The sequence below is a fragment of the Bacillus sp. TH13 genome (genome assembly GCF_016651175.1).
GTDB lineage: Bacteria > Bacillota > Bacilli > Bacillales > Bacillaceae_G > Bacillus_A > Bacillus_A thuringiensis_S.
Genome location: NZ_JAEKEJ010000025.1, coordinates 207628 through 225876, shown reverse-complemented (window position 1 = coordinate 225876; position 18249 = coordinate 207628). Strand labels below are relative to the sequence as shown.

The following is an 18249-nucleotide window of genomic DNA, read 5'->3' as shown; positions in this document are numbered from 1 at the left end:
TTTTAAGTGCCTTTTTATATTACGTATGAATAGAAAGGAAGATTATTATGGCAAAATTTATTTATCCAACAGATACAACGAGAGTAACAAGTGGCTTTCGGGGGAGCAGACCAGATCATCATGGGATAGATCTTGCTGAATCGGGCTATCATCCAATTTATGCAGCAGCTAGCGGACGAGTTAGTCGTTCTTATATTTCATCCAGTTATGGTGAATGTATTATGATTGTGCACACTATTGATGGGGTTACATGGGAAACAGTATATGCCCATATGCGTAGCGGTTCTCGAACGGTGAAAGAAGGTGATTATGTTACGCAAGGACAAACTATTGGAGTTATGGGTAGCACAGGAGAAGTTACTGGTCAACATCTACATTTTGAATTGCATAAAGGGTCTTGGAACATCAATAAGAGTAATGCTGTGAATCCATTAGACTACTTAGGAAAAGGAGACGGTGGTGGTACAACTGACCCTTCTGATAAACCACTACAACCAAAAGGGCTGGGAATTGCAATGTCTAAATACCCAGAAGGATGGGGCATCAATTTATATAGTGGTCCTGGAAAAGATGCTTGGTTTACAGGTCATGTCATTAATACAAAAATGCCATATTTAATTATAGATGCTGCTTGGTATGGCGGGAATGAAAATATGCTTTGCTTAGGTTGGGAAGCCTGGGCAAAAGAAGAACACTTTGAAGTGCAGTGGTTCCATGCTTATTCAAAATATCCAGCAGGTTATGGTATTAACACATATGATGGTCCAAATGGAAATTATAAAGGAAATGTGGATGGATCTTATCCATATGGCGTTTTCGCGAGAAAAGATGGTTACATTGATATTGGACAAAACACATGGGTAAAAGAAGAGCATTTTAATGTAAGATAATATCTTTAAATCAGCATGTATTAAGTAGGATGAAAAAACTTGTTATCATACCTCTTGAGATGAGAATAGTATCTGTAAAATGCTGGGTGGAATATAGGGTGCGATTTTTGAAAGAGCAACTGATGTAAAAAGTTGCTCTTTTTCTTTTTTTGAATGTGAGGACCATAACCCATTATATAGAATATGGCCTGTCTGAGTATTTAGTTTCTAGATGTACTTAATAATTCAGTGGAATTTTAAATGATAAAAAATAAAAAAAGGAGATAATCAGTAATGGAAATTAGAAAAAAATTAGTGGATCCAAGTAAATATGGTATAAAGTGTCCCAATACAATGACACCAGAATTCATCACAGTACATAATACGTACAATGATGCATCAGCAGAAAATGAGATATCGTATATGATTGGGAATAATAATTCAGTGTCGTTTCATGTTGCAGTAGATGACAAAGAAGCAGTACAAGGTATTCCGTTTGATCGTAATGCTTGGCATGCAGGTGATGGTAACGGAAATGGTAATCGTAAATCTATCGGAGTGGAAATTTGCTATTCTCTAAGCGGTGGGGATAGATATTACAAGGCGGAAGATAATGCAGCAATTGTTATTGCTCAGTTAATGAAACAATTCAATATACCGATTAGTAATGTACGTACACATAAATCGTGGAGTGGAAAGCATTGCCCACACCGAATGCTCGATGAAGGAAGAGTGGATCAATTCATTGAGAAGATAAACAAAGCATTTAATGAAGGTAATAATAAACCACTACAACCAAAAGGACTGGGAATTGCAACATCTAAATACCCAGAAGGATGGGGTATCAATTTATATAGTGGTCCTGGAAAAGATGCTTGGTTCACAGGTCATGTCATTAATACGAAAATGCCATATTTAATTATAGATGCTGCTTGGTATGGTGGGAATGAAAATATGTTGTGTCTAGGTTGGGAAGCGTGGGCGAAAGAAGAACACTTTGAAGTAGAGTGGTTCCATGCTTACTCAAAATATCCCGCAGGTTATGGCATTAACACATATGATGGTCCAAATGGAAATTATAAAGGAAATGTGGATGGATCTTATCCATATGGCGTTTTCGCGAGAAAAGATGGTTACATTGATATTGGGCAAAACACATGGGTAAAAGAAGAACATTTTAATGTGAGATAAGGATATGAGAGTAGGATCACTCGTGTGATTCTCTTTAATTTTTGAAAAGGAGATGAGAACGATGGAAGAACAAATCTTCAATTCAATGATTCAACAAGGAGCATTCGCAGCTTTATTTGTATGGATGCTGTTTACTACGCAAAAAAAGAATGAACAGCGCGAAGAACAATATCAAAAAGTCATTGAAAAAAATCAACAGGTCATTGAAGAACAAGCAAAAGCATTTAGTTCGTTGTCGAAGGATTTATCAGATGTTAAGCAAAAAATCTTGGGAAATGGGGATGAAAAATAAAATATGATATTAAAGTATTTGTCGCGTATGCAGGTTCTCAAATAGGAATGCGATTAATATATAATAATGAGAAAAAAGCCCTAATACCGATAAGTATTGGGGCTTTTTCTCATTAGCTATAGTGAATAAGGTTGTGGTGGATTCTTCAAGAGGAAAGAGTGAATGAAGTCTAATGTTAATGTAAATGAAATGAAACCTTGAATGATACTTAGTTATAACGCAGTCTTATTCAGGGGTTCGTTAGTTCATTTTCTAAATTTAGGGAATAAATATAGCTTAGTACCTTGCAATAAACAATACTAAGTGGTATATTATGGATAAAACAGGTACCGTGTATTGAACAGTACTAAGATAGGAAAGGAGGATGGCACTTGAACGTTCAGTTTAAAAAAGGTGTGCTTGAACTTTGTGTATTAGCACTTGTAAAACGTAAAGATAGTTACGGTTATGAACTTGTTCAGCAAATTTCTAATAAATTTTTAATATCGGAAGGGTCAGTATATCCTTTGTTACGTCGTTTGACGAAAGAAGGGTATTTTCAAACGTATTTAAAGGAATCTACGGAAGGGCCACCTCGTAAATATTATCAATTAACAGAGCAAGGGGAGACGCAATTTCATTTGTTAGTAACAGAATGGCGTGATTTTGCGAAAGGGGTACAAGAAATTATTGAAGGGGTGGAATGGGATGGGTAAAGAAGGGTTTCTTAAAGAATTATCAAGTTATCTTAGAAAGTTACCAGAGGAAGAGAGGCAAGATATTTTATTGGATTATGAAGAGCACTTTCAGTTTGGACTAGAAGAGGGGAAAACTGAATCAGAAATAATTCAGGGCCTTGGTTCTCCGAAAGTAATCGCAAAAGAATTACTTGCGATGTATCGCTTCGATGAAATGAAAAAAAATCCATCGACTTCAAATGTGACAAGAGCTGTTATGGCAGCGATTGGACTTAGTTTGTTTAATTTTATTATTGTGTTAGGCCCGTTAGTCGCAATTGTTGCTTTTATATTTTCTTTTTGGATCGGTGGTATTGCTAGTGTAGTAACACCATTTTTCGTTATTGGAAAAGTATTTATGGGTACTTTTATATGGTTGGATCTTTTCGTTAGTATAACGTTTGTTGGAGTAGGTTTATTTTTATGTATTATCGCTTTTTATAGTACAAAGTGGTTTAAGAGATTGTGTGTACGATATGTAATATGGAACTTCAAAATGATAAAAGGAGAGTAAATGATGAAAAAACTATTTTTAATCGCTATCGCTTGTATCATTATTGGAGTAATAGGAATTTCCCAAACATATGAAAAAGCAGTACAAACTGCTGAAAAAGGCGATAAAGAAGATGTAATTAAAAACGAAACATTAAAAAATATAGAAGTTAAGTTAGATGCCGGAGATATTGTTATCCAAAAATCTCCTGATTCTTCTTTTTATGTAAAGCAATCAGGAGATGTACGTAAACAAGAGATTCGTATTGCAGAAGATGGTGACACATTAAAAATTATTGGGGAAAGAGAAAAAGGTGCTTCATTTGATTTTTCTTTTTATGATTTTAGGTTTCAAACGTCTAAATTGACTCTCCTTGTGCCCGAACGCTCTTATCAAGATGTAAAAGTAAATTCATCTGCTGGACAAATTGAAATGAGTGATGTGAAAAGTGATAGCGTAAGTGTTAGAACACTTGCTGGAGAAGTAGAGTTGAAACAAGTAACGGCTAAGGATGTGGAGGGATCGACAAAAGCTGGTGAGGTGAACTTTAAGAAGGTATTAGGGAAAGTGACCGCAAAAACAACAAGTGGGGAAATAAATATTCAAGATCATGATTCTAAGTATAATCTAGAAGCAAGTTCAACTGCGGGAGATATAGATATTACTTTATCGGAAAAACCACAAGATGCGGTAATTACTGGGCAAAGTGCTGCCGGAGATGTAACAATTTTTAATGAAGAAAATAATAACGTAACAATTGGCAATGGTAGTAAAAAGATTAGCGGTAAAACGGCTGCGGGAGATGTGACGATTGAAACTCGTTAATAAGAAATAGAATGTATGGAAATCTATCAAAATACAAAAAAAGAAGATAATTACCGTATATAAATAAGGTAATTATCTTCTTTTTATTATTTTTAATGTAAATCACGATATACGCCAATTACTTTCCCGATAACTGACACTTGTTTTAAAATGATAGGTTCTAATGAAGAGTTTTCTGGTTGTAGACGGAAATGGTCTTTTTCTTTATAGAAACGTTTAACAGTTGCTTCGTTATCTTCTGTTAAAGCGACTACAATTTCACCATTATATGCAGACTGTTGTTGGCGAACAACAACTAAATCTCCATCGAAAATACCAGCTTCAATCATACTATCTCCAGAAATACGTAACATGAACACTTGGTCTGCTCCAGCAACAATACTAGCTGGAAGTGGGAAATGTTCCTCTACGCTTTCGACTGCTGTAATTGGTAAACCAGCAGTAACTTTTCCGACAATTGGAACTTGAATAACAGATTGTGTTTCCGTATCCATTCGGTCTTCACCTAAAATTTCAATAGCACGTGGTTTTGTTGGATCGCGTCGAATGTATCCTTTTTCTTCTAATCGTGATAAATGTCCGTGCACTGTAGAACTAGAAGCGAGGCCGACTGCTTGACCAATTTCACGTACGGAAGGTGGATATCCTTTTTCTTGTACTTTTAGCTTAATAAAGTCGAGAATGTCTTGCTGGCGTTTCGTTAACTTTTCCATGTTTTCTAACACCTCGTTTTCTTTCATTTTTCTTATTAATAAGTATAACATGTGAAAAAACATTCTACAAACATAAGTTCGAACAAATGGCGGATTTATGTTACACTATAGGGAAATAATAGGGAGAAAGAGGGGTTCAAAATGAATGCAATTATTTATGCACGTGTAAGTACAACGAAAGAAGCGCAAGAAACATCATTATTACGTCAAAAAGATGAATTATTGCATTTAGCTGAGCACTATCAAATGAATGTTACTAAGGTGATTGAAGAGCAGGCTAGTGGATATACAATTGAACGTGACGGTATATTAGAGGTGTTGGATACAATTCGAGACGAACAAATCGATGTGTTACTTATACAAGATGAAACGCGCCTTGGTAGAGGAAATGCGAAGATTGCATTAATGCATTGTTTACATAAAGAAGGCATAAAAGTATATACGCATACACATAATGGTGAATTACAATTGTCGGATTCTGATTCGATGGTATTAGATATTATTGGTATTGTTGAAGAATATCAAAGAAAGATTCATAATTTGAAAATTAAACGAGGTATGCAACGTGCAGTAGAAAAAGGTTATCGTCCAGAAAATAATTTAAAAAATCGTCATTTAAGTGTAGGAAGAGAGAAAAAAGAAGTGCCAATTGAGGAAATTGTACGTTTGCGAAAAAGTGAACTCACGTTTGAAGAAATTGCAGCAACATTACGTGGATTTGGTCATAATGTTTCAAAGGCGACTGTACATCGTAGATATGTAGAGTATACGAAGCAATTGCTTGATAAAGAAGAGTAACTATTGTATGATAATAATCAGTTTTGATTAGAAGGGGGATTCGAGATGATTAATCACGAACTCGTTGAACGCATTAACTTCTTAGCGAAAAAAGCAAAAGCTGAAGGTTTAACTGAAGAAGAGCAACGTGAGCGTCAATCGCTACGTGAACAATATTTAAAAGGATTTCGTCAAAATATGTTAAACGAACTTAAAGGTATTAAAGTTGTTAACGAAGAAGGTACAGATGTTACACCGACGAAATTAAAAGCTTTAAAAAAGCAAGATAATGCAAAATTAAATTAAAAGATGGGCGAAGCCCATCTTTTTTATTTGTAAAAATCGTCATTTAATAACTTTCCAGTTGTTATTAACTGTTGCTTCTATCGTTCTATGTTCCAATATATAATTAGCGATAAGTTCAGACATATCTGTGGGTATATCTTTTACTACCGGTTTGCTTTGAAACATAAAGAAATTTCCCCCGCCACTTGCACGATAATTATTCATTACAACGTCATATTCTTCATTCATATTAAGAGGAGCACTGTTATGCTGTAAAGATTCTACTCTTTCACCAATTGGTTTTGAAATGTTTAATACGTATGAAATCCCTTCCCACATATCATAATTATAATGTTGTGGCTTTGGTTCTATGTAGGTAGGACTTACGGTGATGGATCCATCTGTTTTTAATGTGAAATAAGAAGCAGAGAGTTCAAGAGCATTTTTTATATCTGCTCCAGTTATTCTAATTACTTTTAATGTGTTTGGATAAATATAATTAGAAACGATATCACGCATTGTTACATGTTCAGGGAAACCTGGAGATGTATTATGGAACAAACTTGTACAAGAAATTGATACATTAGCTATATCCATCTGTATTTTATTTATGAATTCGATAAAAGGATGATCATGCAAACGAGTTTGCATAGCATCAGAAATTTGCATGTCCCCCTGAATGATTCCAATAGGTTGATCAAGCCACCTTTGTGTTTTCTCTTCGTAATCGGCTACCAATGAAAGTACATCTTGGTCCGCCTCAACTCCTTGTACAGATAATAATTCAGAACAACTCTCTTTTTTCACCCATTTATGTTTCGTTTTTTCGAATGTTACTTTTACTTTTCCGACTGAGTGTCCATTGCATCCGGTCTGTAAAATTGTTACACCGTTAGCCATTGTGTGAGAAATTTCTCGGTGTTGATGACCTGTTAGTAAAAGATCTATGCCTTCAATTTCATGGCACATTGCATATCCTTGGTTTTCACCTGTTAACACTTCAGTCGGTTCCCCGGTTTGTAAATCTCTTTCAAATCCACCGTGATAGGCTACGACTAATAAATCGGGTTTCTCATATTCGCGAATATAAGAAACCCATTTTTTTGTAGTCTTTAATGCATCTTCAAATAGTAAATCTTTAATGTGATGGGCCTGTTCCCAATTTGGGATGTAATGTGTTGTTACCCCTAAAATAGCAATTTTTATATTGGATTCAATCTGTTTGATTAAATAAGGTTTTCCGAAATAGGGTTTTTTTATGTTTTTATCTAAAATGTTTGCTGATAGGTACGGGAAGTTCGCAGTAGTCACAGCATTATTTAATATATCCATCCCGTAATTAAATTCATGATTGCCGATAATTGCAGCGTCATACTGTAAGTAATTCGCTAATAAGGACATTGGATTTTTTTTGTTTTTTTCGTATGTAACGTAATGATAAGTAAATGGTGTTCCTTGAATAAAGTCGCCATTATCAATTAAAAGAACGTTTGTATTTTGGGAACGTTCTTTTTTTATAAGAGTAGAAATTTTAGCTAAACCAAGTTCTGCTGGGGAGTTATCTTGGTAGTGAATGGGATAAACAGTGCCATGTATATCGCTTGTTAATAAGATGTTTAAAGTTACAGTTTGATTTTGTTCCAATATGACTCACCTTTTCTATTGTTATCTTCCAATTAATCATATCAAATATGTGAAGTGAATTTTGATGTGAATGTATAGAATGTGTAAAGATTCTGTAAATAACCAATTGTGTATCAAAATATGTGATATATTTCTTCATGTTTACGGAAGGTTATTTTATAACAAGAAAAATGGAGGCATTAATATGTTGAAAAAAGTTTTTGCAATGAGTACAACAGTTGCACTAGCGGCGGGATTATTAAGTGGCTGCGGGACGAAAGAGTCAAGTGCAAGTAAAAATGAAGATACGAAAAAAGGTTATGTACCAAAGACCTTAAATGTTCAATTTGTTCCTTCTCAAAATGCGGATACGTTAGAGGCAAAGGCAAAACCATTGGAAAAGCTATTAAGCGATAAATTAAATATTCCGGTAAAAGTTAGTATTTCAACTAACTACAATACAATTGTAGAAGCGATGGCATCTAAACAAGTAGATGTAGGATTTTTACCGCCAACAGCGTACGTATTAGCACATGAAAAGAAGGCTGCAAATGTAATTTTGCAAGCACAACGTTTTGGAGTAGAGGATGAAACAGGAGCTCCTACAAAAGATTTAGTAGACTATTATAAATCTGAGTTTGTTGTTAAAAAAGACTCTAATATAAATAGTGTAAAAGATTTAAAAGGTAAAAAAATTGGTTATCAAGATGTAACATCATCAGCAGGATATGTATGGCCTGCAGCTGTTCTATTAAAAGAGGGAATTGATCCGCTAAAGGATGTGAAACCTGTTACATTAAAAGGCCATGATCAGTCACTTATTGCACTTTTAAATGGTGATGTAGATGCAGCTGTTGTATTCCAAGATGCTCGTAACATTGTAAAAAAAGATTATCCGAATATATTTGATCAAACGAAAATAGTGAAATTTACTGAGAAAATTCCGAACGATACAATTTCTGTACGTTCTGATTTAGATGCAGAGTGGAGCAAGAAATTACAAGATGCTTTCATTGAAATTGGAAAAAATGAGGAAGGCCGTAAAATCATTAAAGAAGTATATTCTCATGAAGGATATATTAAATCTGATGATAGTAAATTTGATATTGTTCGTGAATATGGAAAGACAGTGAAGACGCAATAATACATAGTGAAATGGCGGCTAGCTGGAAGGTGTGAGATTTCAGTTAGTTTGCCGTTTTTTAGTTATTGATAATACATTGAAAGTAGGTAAGATGTGTGATAGAGTTTCGAAATGTTTCCAAAATGTATCCGAATGGAACAAAGGGATTGAATAATATAAATTTAAAGATTCAAAAAGGTGAGTTTATTGTAATGGTCGGATTATCCGGAGCTGGAAAATCTACACTTCTCAGATCCGTAAATCGTCTTCATGAGATTACCGAAGGAGAAATCATTATTGAAGGTGAGTCTATTACTGCTGCGAAAGGAAAAGGATTAAGGCATATGCGCCGGGATATCGGTATGATCTTCCAAAGTTTTAACCTTGTAAAGCGATCAACAGTATTAAAAAATGTATTAGCTGGTCGTGTTGGATATCATTCCACATTACGTACAACGTTAGGTTTGTTTCCGAAAGAAGATGTGGAGCTCGCATTTCAAGCGTTAAAAAGAGTGAATATTTTAGAAAAAGCATATGCACGTGCTGATGAATTATCAGGAGGACAACAGCAACGTGTATCGATAGCTAGAGCATTGGCACAAGAAGCAAAAATCATATTGGCAGATGAGCCTGTTGCATCGTTAGATCCACTTACGACAAAGCAAGTGCTAGATGATTTGAAAAAAATTAATGAAGATTTTGGAATCACGACAATTGTAAATTTACATTCTATTGATTTGGCTAGACAATATGCGACACGCATTATCGGATTACATGCAGGAGAAATTGTTTTTGACGGTTTAGTAGAAGAAGCAACGGATGAAAAATTTGCTGAAATTTATGGGGACGTTGCTCAGAAAAGCGAATTATTAGAGGTGGCAGTAAAATGAATGACGTGACGATATATTCAAATGAAATACCGAAGCCGCCGAGTAAATTGAAACATATGTTAACGTTTATTTTAGTTATTTTAATGCTGTGGAGTAGTAGTGTACAAGTAGATGCATCATTTTCAAAACTGGTAGACGGTTTTCCTAATATGGTAGATCTATTGAAAGAAATGGTGCCACCTGATTGGAGTTATTTTCAAGTTATTACAACAGCGATGTTAGATACAATACGTATGGCGATTATTGGGACGACCTTAGGAGCGATTTTAGCTATTCCACTTGCATTGTTTGCAGCAAGTAATGTGTTTACTAACACATTTTTATACAGTCTAGCTCGAATGATTTTAAATTTTATACGAACGATACCAGATTTATTATTGGCGGCTATTTTCGTAGCGATTTTTGGAATTGGGCCACTTCCAGGTATTTTGGCTCTTACTTTTTTTTCAATTGGACTTGTAGCGAAATTGTTGTATGAATCAATTGAATCAATTGACCCTGGCCCATTAGAAGCGATGACAGCTGTAGGGGCTACTAAGGTGCAATGGATTGTTTATGGAGTCATTCCACAAGTAAAAGCACACTTTGTTTCCTATGTACTATATACATTTGAGGTGAATGTACGTGCAGCGGCTGTCCTAGGTTTAGTAGGAGCAGGTGGTATTGGACTATATTATGATCGTACACTTGGATTTTTACAATATCAACAAACTGCATCTATTATCATCTATACTCTTGTTGTTGTATTGGTAATTGATTATGTAAGTACATTGTTGCGGGAGAAATTATAATGAGTAAAACGACTATAATCGTACCAAAACCGAAGAAACCGAGTATATATCGCTGGGTTATTTTTATAGCAATTACATTTGTTTATGTTTGGGCCTTTTCAGGAGTACCACTAGAGGGAATAAAGGAAACGGCGGAAGAAATCACGAAAGCAATTATGACAGGGATATTGAATCCAGACTGGTCGTATGTATCTTTGCCAGATGGTGAAGATTTATTACATGGATTAATTGATACGTTGGCAATTGCAATATTAGGTACATTTATTTCTGCATTTTTATCTGTTCCGTTTGCCTTTTGGGCGGCAACGAATATGAGTAGTGGAAAATTAACTTCAGGATTTGGGAAATTTGTACTTAGTTTTGTTCGTACGTTTCCTGAATTAGTTATGGCTCTTTTATTTATAAAAGCTGTTGGACCAGGCTCTTTTGCAGGAGTATTAGCTCTAGGATTACATTCTATTGGAATGTTAGCGAAACTATATTCAGAAGGAATTGAAAACATAGATAAAGGACCGACGGAAGCGTTACTAGCAACAGGGGCAAATCGATTTCAAATACTTTGGTATGCAGTGTTACCACAAGTGTTACCGGATTTTCTATCGTATACGTTATACAGATTTGAAATTAATGTAAGGTCCGCTGCGATATTAGGTGTTATTGGAGCAGGGGGATTGGTACACCGTTAATTTTTGCGCTGAGTTCACGGAATTGGTCTCGTGTTGGGATTATTTTATTAGGTATCATTTTAATGGTAATTATAATTGATTTGATTTCAAGTTCGATTCGGAAACGGATTGTTTAACTTATTTGAAAAGCATCGAAGTTAGATGCTTTTTTATGTTTTTAAAAACATAATGAAAAAAGTAAGTATAGAAAAGAAATTTGTATAAATATACAGATAATTCCCTTTCTTTTTAAAATAAAAATAATGAAAAAGTATGTCATATTGAATACCCATACATTCCCGGAAACATTGATTTTTTTATAAAAAATCAAAAAAATATCAACATATTTGTCGATACATGTTGTATAATCTTGCGTGGGAAGCTATCATATAAATGTATAAAACGTTTACTAATATAAGCGAAGGGAAGAATAGCATGTCACATTCAATCGAACAACTTTCTATCAACACGATTCGCACATTATCCATCGATGCGATTGAAAAAGCAAACTCTGGTCACCCAGGAATGCCAATGGGTGCAGCACCAATGGCTTATACATTATGGACTCAATTTATGAAACACAATCCAAATAACCCAACGTGGTTTAACCGTGATCGTTTCGTATTATCTGCAGGTCATGGTTCAATGTTATTATACAGCCTACTTCACCTATCTGGTTATGATGTAACAATGGATGACTTAAAGAACTTCCGTCAATGGGGAAGCAAAACTCCAGGACATCCTGAGTACGGTCATACAGCTGGTGTAGATGCAACGACTGGTCCACTTGGACAAGGTATTGCAACTGCTGTAGGTATGGCAATGGCTGAAAGACATTTAGCTGCTAAATATAACCGTGATGCGTATAATGTAGTAGATCATTATACATACGCTATTTGTGGTGATGGAGATTTAATGGAAGGCGTTTCTGCTGAAGCATCTTCATTAGCTGCTCATTTACAATTAGGTCGCCTTGTTGTGCTTTATGATTCAAACGATATTTCATTAGATGGCGATTTAAATCGTTCATTCTCTGAAAGTGTAGAAGATCGTTACAAAGCATACGGATGGCAAGTAATCCGTGTTGAGGATGGAAACGATATTGAAGCAATTGCGAAAGCAATTGAAGAAGCGAAAGCTGACGAAAAACGCCCAACGCTAATTGAAGTAAGAACGACAATTGGTTTCGGTTCTCCAAACAAATCAGGAAAATCAGCTTCACATGGTTCTCCACTTGGTGTAGAAGAAACAAAATTAACGAAAGAAGCATATGCTTGGACTGCTGCGCAAGATTTCCACGTAGCAGAAGAGGTGTACGACAACTTCCGTAAAGCAGTACAAGATGTTGGTGAAACTACGCAAGCAGAGTGGAACACTATGCTAGGTGAATATGCACAAGCATACCCAGAATTAGCAAACGAATTCCAAGCAGCAATGAACGGTCAACTTCCAGAAGGTTGGGAGCAAAACTTACCAACTTATGAATTAGGATCAAAAGCAGCAACTCGTAATTCTTCTGGTGCTGTAATTAATGCAATTGCAGAATCTGTACCATCATTCTTCGGTGGATCTGCTGACCTTGCTGGTTCTAACAAAACATACATGAATAACGAAAAAGACTTTACAAGAGACGATTACAGCGGTAAAAACATTTGGTACGGTGTACGTGAGTTCGCAATGGGTGCAGCAATGAACGGTATTGCACTACATGGCGGTTTAAAAACTTACGGTGGTACGTTCTTCGTATTCTCTGATTACTTACGTCCAGCAATTCGCCTTGCAGCATTAATGCAATTGCCAGTAACGTATGTATTCACACATGACAGTATCGCTGTTGGTGAAGATGGTCCAACACATGAACCAGTCGAGCAATTAGCAGCGCTTCGTGCAATGCCGAACGTTTCTGTTATCCGTCCAGCTGATGGTAACGAATCTGTTGCAGCTTGGAGACTGGCTTTAGAATCTACAAACAAACCAACTGCTTTAGTATTAACTCGTCAAGACCTTCCAACATTAGAAGGTGCAAAAGATGATACCTATGAAAAAGTAGCAAAAGGTGCATATGTAGTTTCTGCAAGCAAGAAAGAAACGGCTGATGTTATCTTACTTGCAACTGGATCTGAAGTAAGCCTAGCTGTTGAAGCTCAAAAAGCATTAGCAACAGACGGCGTTGACGCAGCTGTTGTCAGCATGCCATCTATGGATCGTTTTGAAGCTCAAACTGCAGAGTACAAAGAATCTGTATTACCAAAAGCAGTAACAAAACGTTTCGCAATTGAAATGGGTGCTACATTCGGATGGCACCGTTACGTAGGTCTTGAAGGAGATGTGTTAGGTATCGATACATTCGGTGCTTCTGCTCCTGGTGAGAAGATTATGGAAGAGTATGGATTTACTGTAGAGAACGTTGTTCGTAAAGTAAAAGAAATGCTTTAATGATTTCAGAAAAATCTCTCCGGCATGGAGAGATTTTTCTATGTAAATGAGTTTTTTCGACAGAAAAAGTTTTTTATCTCTCCGCAGTCAGACAATCATTGCAAATTTTCTTATATATAATGAAGAGAAAAGGTTGTCCAGATTGGGAGGGGAAAAATGAAAACGTATGAATTGTATTTAATTCAAGAGGATATTGCGAAATCTTATTTTGGTCGTGAATATTTGTTTTTTGATTTATTTGCTCGATTTTCAGAATCTGGGTCCCTTTCGGAGAAAAAAGTGTTATATAAACAAATGATGTATATAACGAAACCATTGCAAGTAATGAAAATTCATCATAAATTAGAACAAGCTTTGCGCGTTCTTGGTAAATATGATAGAACACATCATACACATACACTTTATACGGGAGCGGAGTACGGTGAAATAATGGTGAAACCGCACTATATTCGTATGAATACCTCTGGAAATGTCTCTATGGAAACGACTTTCTTTGAGGTGTTAAGAAAGTGTGAATTAACATTTTTAGCTATGGATTATGAAAATACAAAGTACGGATGGCTGAATCCTCTAAAACAAGTACGAACATATGTGTAAAAAATGTCGAATTGTATCTTGTCTTATTGAAAAGGTTTTAGTACACTGTAAGGTAGACAACATGAAGGAGGAAAATATATGCCAATTTGGTTAGGTATTCTAGTGGGCGTAGTAGCACTAGTAGCAGGCGTGGCGTTAGGATTTTTCATTGCCCGCAAATACATGATGAATTACTTACAAAAAAATCCACCAATTAACGAACAAATGTTAAAAATGATGATGATGCAAATGGGACAAAAACCTTCCCAAAAGAAAATCAATCAAATGATGAGCGCGATGAACAAGCAACAAATGAAATAAGCGCTAAAAGACACTCACTAAGAGTGTCTTTCTTTTTGTTAGTTACAGTTTTTGAAACTTTTAAAAATTCTGTATTTTTGGTAAACTGAAAACATCGCTCATTTTAAGGGAGGAGGAAAAAAATGAAAGTGTTTATGAATTTAGCGTGGTTTTTCAAACAAGAAAAACGAGCGTACATAACCGGAATTATTTTATTATTTGGCGTTGCACTTTTAGAACTTGTAGCACCAAAAGTAATTGGAATCGTTGTAGATGAAATTAATGATGGAACATTGACGACCAATAAGTTACTAAATTGGGTTGTACTATTAGTAATTGTAGGTATTACGATGTACATATTACGTTACATATGGCGTATTATGATTTTCGGGTCTTCGTTAAAATTAGCTCGCCAATTACGAAAAAATTTATATGAACATTTTACAAAGATGAGTCCATCTTTCTATCATTCAAATCGAACAGGTGATTTAATGGCACATGCGACCAATGATATTCAAGCGATCCAGCAAACTGCTGGAGCGGGTGTTTTAACGCTTGTTGATTCATTAGCTGTTGGGGGATGTGTACTCGTAGCGATGGGTTTTACAATTAGTTGGAAGTTAACATTGTTAAGTTTAATTCCGATGCCGATTGTAGCCATTTCGACAAATTATTATGGAACGTTATTACATAAAAGGTTTCATAAAGCACAGCAATCGTTTTCGGAAATTAATGATAAAGTGCAAGAGAGTATCAGTGGAATGAAAGTGATTCGATCGCTTGGACAAGAGAAAGAAGATTTGCAGGCGTTTCGAAAAAAATCAGAAGATGTTGTGCATAAAAATGTGTTAGTTGCACGTATTGATTCGTTATTTGATCCGACAATCGCTCTTATCGTTGGATTTTCTTTTTTAATTGCAGTATGTTACGGATCGGTATTAGTTGTAAGAGGTGAATTAACAGTAGGTGATCTCGTTACATTTACGACATATTTAGGTACCCTCGTTTGGCCAATGTTAGCGTTTGGATGGTTGTTCAATATTATGGAGCGTGGGCGTGCTTCATATGACCGTGTAGAAAAAATTCTTTCACAAAAATCAGATGTAGTAAATAGAGAAGATGCTGTACATACGATAGCGAGCGGTAATGTTTCGTTTGCCGTTGATTCATTTTCGTATAAGAAAAATGAACTGTTACATTTAAACGATATTCACTTTGATTTGAAGAAGGGCGAAACGCTAGGAGTTGTAGGACGTACAGGTGCAGGGAAAACGACTTTATTAAAATGTTTAATCCGTGAGTATGATCATTTTAATGGTGAATTAAAAGTTGGGGGGCGAGATATTCGAGATTTAACACTTCATGGTGTCCGTTCTGCTATTTCATATGTGCCACAAGATCATTTTTTATTTTCAGCAAGTATTGGTGAGAATATTGCTTTTGGAAAGGCGGATGCTACATATAATGAAATTACCCAAGCTGCAGATATTGCTTGTATTCATAATGATATCCTCCAATTTTCAGAAGGATATGAAACAGTAGTAGGGGAAAGAGGCGTTTCGTTATCTGGTGGTCAAAAACAGCGAATCTCTATTGCTCGTGCTTTATTAACAAATGCTGAAATTTTAATTTTGGATGATTGTTTATCAGCGGTAGATGCAAAAACAGAAGAGACAATTTTAAGTGCCTTAAAGAGGGAAAGAGCAGGGAAAACGACGATTATTACTGCACACCGATTAAGTGCAATTCAGCATGCCAATCTTATTCTTGTTGTTGATGAAGGTAGAATTGTACAAAGAGGTACACATGAGGAATTAATGAAGGAAAACGGCTGGTATAAGGAAATGTATGAAAGCCAGCAATTAGAAGCTTTAGTCGAGAAAGGAGGCGTATGATGGTAGAGAAGAAGCGAAGTGATTTAAGTAGATTGCTTTCTTATATGAAGCCATATAAAGGGTTGCTATCTTTAGCATTTATCTTTTTAGTTGGTGCGACAGTAACGGAAATGATGGGGCCTTTTTTAATTAAACAATTCCTCGATGAACACCTAGTACCGCGGGATTTTGAACGATCAGCGCTCGTTACTTTATTTGTAATTTACATAGTTGCTCATTTATTAAAAGTATTATTTACGTATTTAAATCTATTGTACTTTCAGAACATTGCTTTTAAGATTGTTCAAGATATGCGAGTTGAAGTATATGAACATGTTCAAAAACTGTCATTAAGTTTCTTTGACCGTACGCCAATTGGTACGCTCGTATCGCGCATAACGAATGATACGGAAGCGATTAAAGATTTTTATGTGAGTGTATTATCAACATTTGTGAAAAATGTAGTCTTTTTAGTAGGTATTTTAATAGCGATGTTTTTATTAGATGTAAAATTAGCGTTATTTTCTCTCGTATTAATTCCGATAATGTTTGCGATTATGGTATTATATCGCCGGAAAAGTGCAGCTTTTTATTTAGAAGTACGTAATCAACTAAGCGTGTTAAATGCAAAGTTGAACGAGTCCATACAAGGAATGAATATTGTTCAAGTGTTCAGACAAGAAAAACGTATGAGAAAAGAGTTTGAAGAAGTGAATAATAAACATTATAGTGCAGGACGACGTACGTTGAAGTTAGACGCATTACTTTTACGACCAGCTACAGATTTAGTACATATTGTAGCTATTGCGTTAGTACTAGGTTTATTTGGGATTGATGCTTTAAAGAGCCCTGTTGAAGTAGGAGTTTTATATGCTTTTGTTAACTATATACATCGTTTCTTCCAACCTGTAAATGAGATGATGATGAAATTGTCCTTTTTCCAACAGGCACTTGTTTCATCATCACGTGTATTTCATTTAATGGATGAAAAAGATTTAGCACCAGTTCAAAAAGGAAATGAGAATCCTCAAGTAGTGGATGGAGAGATTGAATTTAAAAATGTTACTTTTTCATATGATGGAAAGCGTGACGTTTTAAAAAATGTATCATTTCACGTGAAACAAGGGCAAACGGTTGCTTTTGTTGGGCATACTGGTAGCGGAAAAAGTACGATTATGAATTTGTTAATGCGATTTTATAATATTAAGTCTGGAAATATTGTAATAGACGGTGTAGGTTTAGAAAAATTTGAAGAACGAGAAATTAGAAAGAAAATAGGACTCGTATTGCAAGATGCATTTTTATTTGCTGGAAATGTAAAGCAAAATATTCGTATGTATAATGAAGAAATTACGGATGAAGAAGTAAAAGAAGCTGCTCGATTTGTTCAAGCGAATACGTTTATTGAAAAGTTACCAAATCAGTATGAAACAGAAGTAGTAGAAAGAGGAGCAGCATTTTCAAGCGGTCAACGGCAATTAATTGCTTTTGCTAGAACGATTGCAACGAATCCGAAAGTATTAGTATTAGATGAAGCAACAGCTAATATCGATACAGAAACAGAAGAGGCTATTCAAACAGCGTTGCAACAAATGCGAAAAGGTAGAACGACGATAGCTATTGCGCATAGGTTATCTACAATTCAAGATGCAGATCAAATTTTTGTGATGCATGATGGAGAGATAGTAGAAAGAGGAACACATCAAGAATTACTGAGTGAGCAAGGTTTGTATTATAATATGTACTTGTTACAAAATAAAGGGAGTTTGCAAAAGGCCTTGTAAATACAAGGTCTTTTATATTTTGTATA

The 18249-nt window shown here is 35.4% G+C and carries 18 protein-coding genes and 1 pseudogene; 17 read left to right on the top strand and 2 right to left on the bottom strand.

The annotated features are described in order from the left end of the window. Positions 1-47 precede the first annotated feature (47 nt). From JFU02_RS09385 to JFU02_RS09360, 6 genes are all read left to right on the top strand, one after another. Positions 48-890, top strand: coding sequence for a M23 family metallopeptidase (locus JFU02_RS09385; protein WP_086407567.1), 843 nt, complete (start codon positions 48-50; stop codon positions 888-890). Between the two features lie 273 nt (positions 891-1163). Further along, on the top strand, positions 1164-2060 hold the full coding sequence (locus JFU02_RS09380) for a peptidoglycan recognition protein family protein (RefSeq protein WP_061667546.1): 897 nt from the start codon (positions 1164-1166) through the stop codon (positions 2058-2060). A gap of 61 nt (positions 2061-2121) precedes the next feature. Continuing rightward, positions 2122-2352, top strand: coding sequence for a BhlA/UviB family holin-like peptide (locus JFU02_RS09375; RefSeq protein ID WP_000392443.1), 231 nt, complete (start codon positions 2122-2124; stop codon positions 2350-2352). 371 nt (positions 2353-2723) lie between these two features. After that, positions 2724-3047 carry a PadR family transcriptional regulator gene (locus JFU02_RS09370; protein ID WP_097960086.1) on the top strand — a complete coding sequence of 108 codons (324 nt, stop codon included), beginning with the start codon at positions 2724-2726 and terminating at the stop codon, positions 3045-3047. Next, positions 3040-3582, top strand: a complete 543-nt coding sequence (locus JFU02_RS09365; protein WP_097960087.1) for a DUF1700 domain-containing protein — start codon at positions 3040-3042, stop codon at positions 3580-3582. The genes JFU02_RS09370 and JFU02_RS09365 overlap by 8 nt, the downstream gene beginning before the upstream one ends. Further along, positions 3583-4386 carry a DUF4097 family beta strand repeat-containing protein gene (locus tag JFU02_RS09360; protein ID WP_097960088.1) on the top strand — a complete coding sequence of 268 codons (804 nt, stop codon included), beginning with the start codon at positions 3583-3585 and terminating at the stop codon, positions 4384-4386. A 92-nt stretch (positions 4387-4478) separates the two neighbouring features. On the opposite strand, the gene lexA is transcribed toward JFU02_RS09360, so the two are convergent. After that, on the bottom strand, positions 4479-5099 hold the full coding sequence (gene lexA / locus JFU02_RS09355) for a transcriptional repressor LexA (protein ID WP_000413738.1): 621 nt from the start codon (positions 5097-5099) through the stop codon (positions 4479-4481). A gap of 141 nt (positions 5100-5240) precedes the next feature. Between lexA and JFU02_RS09350 the strand changes: the two genes are divergently transcribed. Both JFU02_RS09350 and JFU02_RS09345 read left to right on the top strand, forming a co-directional pair. Next, a complete protein-coding gene (locus tag JFU02_RS09350; protein ID WP_201070835.1) occupies positions 5241-5897 on the top strand; it encodes a YneB family resolvase-like protein in 657 nt (218 codons plus the stop codon). A 45-nt stretch (positions 5898-5942) separates the two neighbouring features. Beyond that, complete coding sequence (locus JFU02_RS09345; protein ID WP_000607015.1) at positions 5943-6182, top strand: DUF896 domain-containing protein; 240 nt, start codon at positions 5943-5945, stop codon at positions 6180-6182. A gap of 39 nt (positions 6183-6221) precedes the next feature. On the opposite strand, the gene JFU02_RS09340 is transcribed toward JFU02_RS09345, so the two are convergent. Next, positions 6222-7805 (bottom strand): bifunctional metallophosphatase/5'-nucleotidase, encoded by a 1584-nt coding sequence (locus JFU02_RS09340; protein WP_097960089.1) that lies wholly within the window; start codon positions 7803-7805, stop codon positions 6222-6224. 184 nt (positions 7806-7989) lie between these two features. On the opposite strand from JFU02_RS09340, the gene JFU02_RS09335 reads away from it, so the two are divergent. From JFU02_RS09335 to JFU02_RS09295, 9 genes and pseudogenes are all read left to right on the top strand, one after another. Next, positions 7990-8928, top strand: coding sequence for a phosphate/phosphite/phosphonate ABC transporter substrate-binding protein (locus JFU02_RS09335; protein WP_086407566.1), 939 nt, complete (start codon positions 7990-7992; stop codon positions 8926-8928). Between the two features lie 95 nt (positions 8929-9023). Next, the gene (phnC, locus tag JFU02_RS09330; protein ID WP_086407565.1) at positions 9024-9797 is read left to right on the top strand and encodes a phosphonate ABC transporter ATP-binding protein; all 774 of its coding nucleotides are present in this window, start codon (positions 9024-9026) and stop codon (positions 9795-9797) included. Further along, entirely contained in the window at positions 9794-10588 is a 795-nt protein-coding gene (gene phnE, locus JFU02_RS09325) for a phosphonate ABC transporter, permease protein PhnE (RefSeq protein ID WP_001000775.1), read from the top strand. The genes phnC and phnE (JFU02_RS09325) overlap by 4 nt, the downstream gene beginning before the upstream one ends. Further along, positions 10588-11390, top strand: a pseudogene (phnE, locus tag JFU02_RS09320) (phosphonate ABC transporter, permease protein PhnE). Before phnE (JFU02_RS09325) ends, phnE (JFU02_RS09320) begins: the two are co-directional and overlap by 1 nt. Positions 11391-11688: 298 nt before the next feature. Further along, positions 11689-13689 carry a transketolase gene (gene tkt / locus JFU02_RS09315; protein ID WP_000019765.1) on the top strand — a complete coding sequence of 667 codons (2001 nt, stop codon included), beginning with the start codon at positions 11689-11691 and terminating at the stop codon, positions 13687-13689. Between the two features lie 156 nt (positions 13690-13845). Next, complete coding sequence (gene sirA / locus JFU02_RS09310) at positions 13846-14286, top strand: sporulation inhibitor of replication protein SirA (protein WP_000860652.1); 441 nt, start codon at positions 13846-13848, stop codon at positions 14284-14286. Positions 14287-14364: 78 nt separating this feature from the next. Next, complete coding sequence (locus JFU02_RS09305) at positions 14365-14586, top strand: YneF family protein (RefSeq protein ID WP_001123317.1); 222 nt, start codon at positions 14365-14367, stop codon at positions 14584-14586. A 122-nt stretch (positions 14587-14708) separates the two neighbouring features. Next, complete coding sequence (locus JFU02_RS09300; protein WP_201070832.1) at positions 14709-16460, top strand: ABC transporter ATP-binding protein; 1752 nt, start codon at positions 14709-14711, stop codon at positions 16458-16460. Beyond that, positions 16460-18223 (top strand): ABC transporter ATP-binding protein, encoded by a 1764-nt coding sequence (locus JFU02_RS09295; protein ID WP_097821042.1) that lies wholly within the window; start codon positions 16460-16462, stop codon positions 18221-18223. Before JFU02_RS09300 ends, JFU02_RS09295 begins: the two co-directional genes overlap by 1 nt. Positions 18224-18249 lie beyond the last annotated feature (26 nt).

Coding starts and splice junctions, on each gene's coding strand:
- JFU02_RS09385 (WP_086407567.1), top strand. CDS start 48: ATGGCAAAATTTATTTATCCAACAGATACAACGAGAGTAACAAGTGGC.
- JFU02_RS09380 (WP_061667546.1), top strand. CDS start 1,164: ATGGAAATTAGAAAAAAATTAGTGGATCCAAGTAAATATGGTATAAAG.
- JFU02_RS09375 (WP_000392443.1), top strand. CDS start 2,122: ATGGAAGAACAAATCTTCAATTCAATGATTCAACAAGGAGCATTCGCA.
- JFU02_RS09365 (WP_097960087.1), top strand. CDS start 3,040: ATGGGTAAAGAAGGGTTTCTTAAAGAATTATCAAGTTATCTTAGAAAG.
- JFU02_RS09360 (WP_097960088.1), top strand. CDS start 3,583: ATGATGAAAAAACTATTTTTAATCGCTATCGCTTGTATCATTATTGGA.
- lexA (WP_000413738.1), bottom strand. CDS start 5,099: ATGGAAAAGTTAACGAAACGCCAGCAAGACATTCTCGACTTTATTAAG.
- JFU02_RS09350 (WP_201070835.1), top strand. CDS start 5,241: ATGAATGCAATTATTTATGCACGTGTAAGTACAACGAAAGAAGCGCAA.
- JFU02_RS09345 (WP_000607015.1), top strand. CDS start 5,943: ATGATTAATCACGAACTCGTTGAACGCATTAACTTCTTAGCGAAAAAA.
- JFU02_RS09335 (WP_086407566.1), top strand. CDS start 7,990: ATGTTGAAAAAAGTTTTTGCAATGAGTACAACAGTTGCACTAGCGGCG.
- phnE (WP_001000775.1), top strand. CDS start 9,794: ATGAATGACGTGACGATATATTCAAATGAAATACCGAAGCCGCCGAGT.
- tkt (WP_000019765.1), top strand. CDS start 11,689: ATGTCACATTCAATCGAACAACTTTCTATCAACACGATTCGCACATTA.
- sirA (WP_000860652.1), top strand. CDS start 13,846: ATGAAAACGTATGAATTGTATTTAATTCAAGAGGATATTGCGAAATCT.
- JFU02_RS09305 (WP_001123317.1), top strand. CDS start 14,365: ATGCCAATTTGGTTAGGTATTCTAGTGGGCGTAGTAGCACTAGTAGCA.
- JFU02_RS09300 (WP_201070832.1), top strand. CDS start 14,709: ATGAAAGTGTTTATGAATTTAGCGTGGTTTTTCAAACAAGAAAAACGA.
- JFU02_RS09295 (WP_097821042.1), top strand. CDS start 16,460: ATGGTAGAGAAGAAGCGAAGTGATTTAAGTAGATTGCTTTCTTATATG.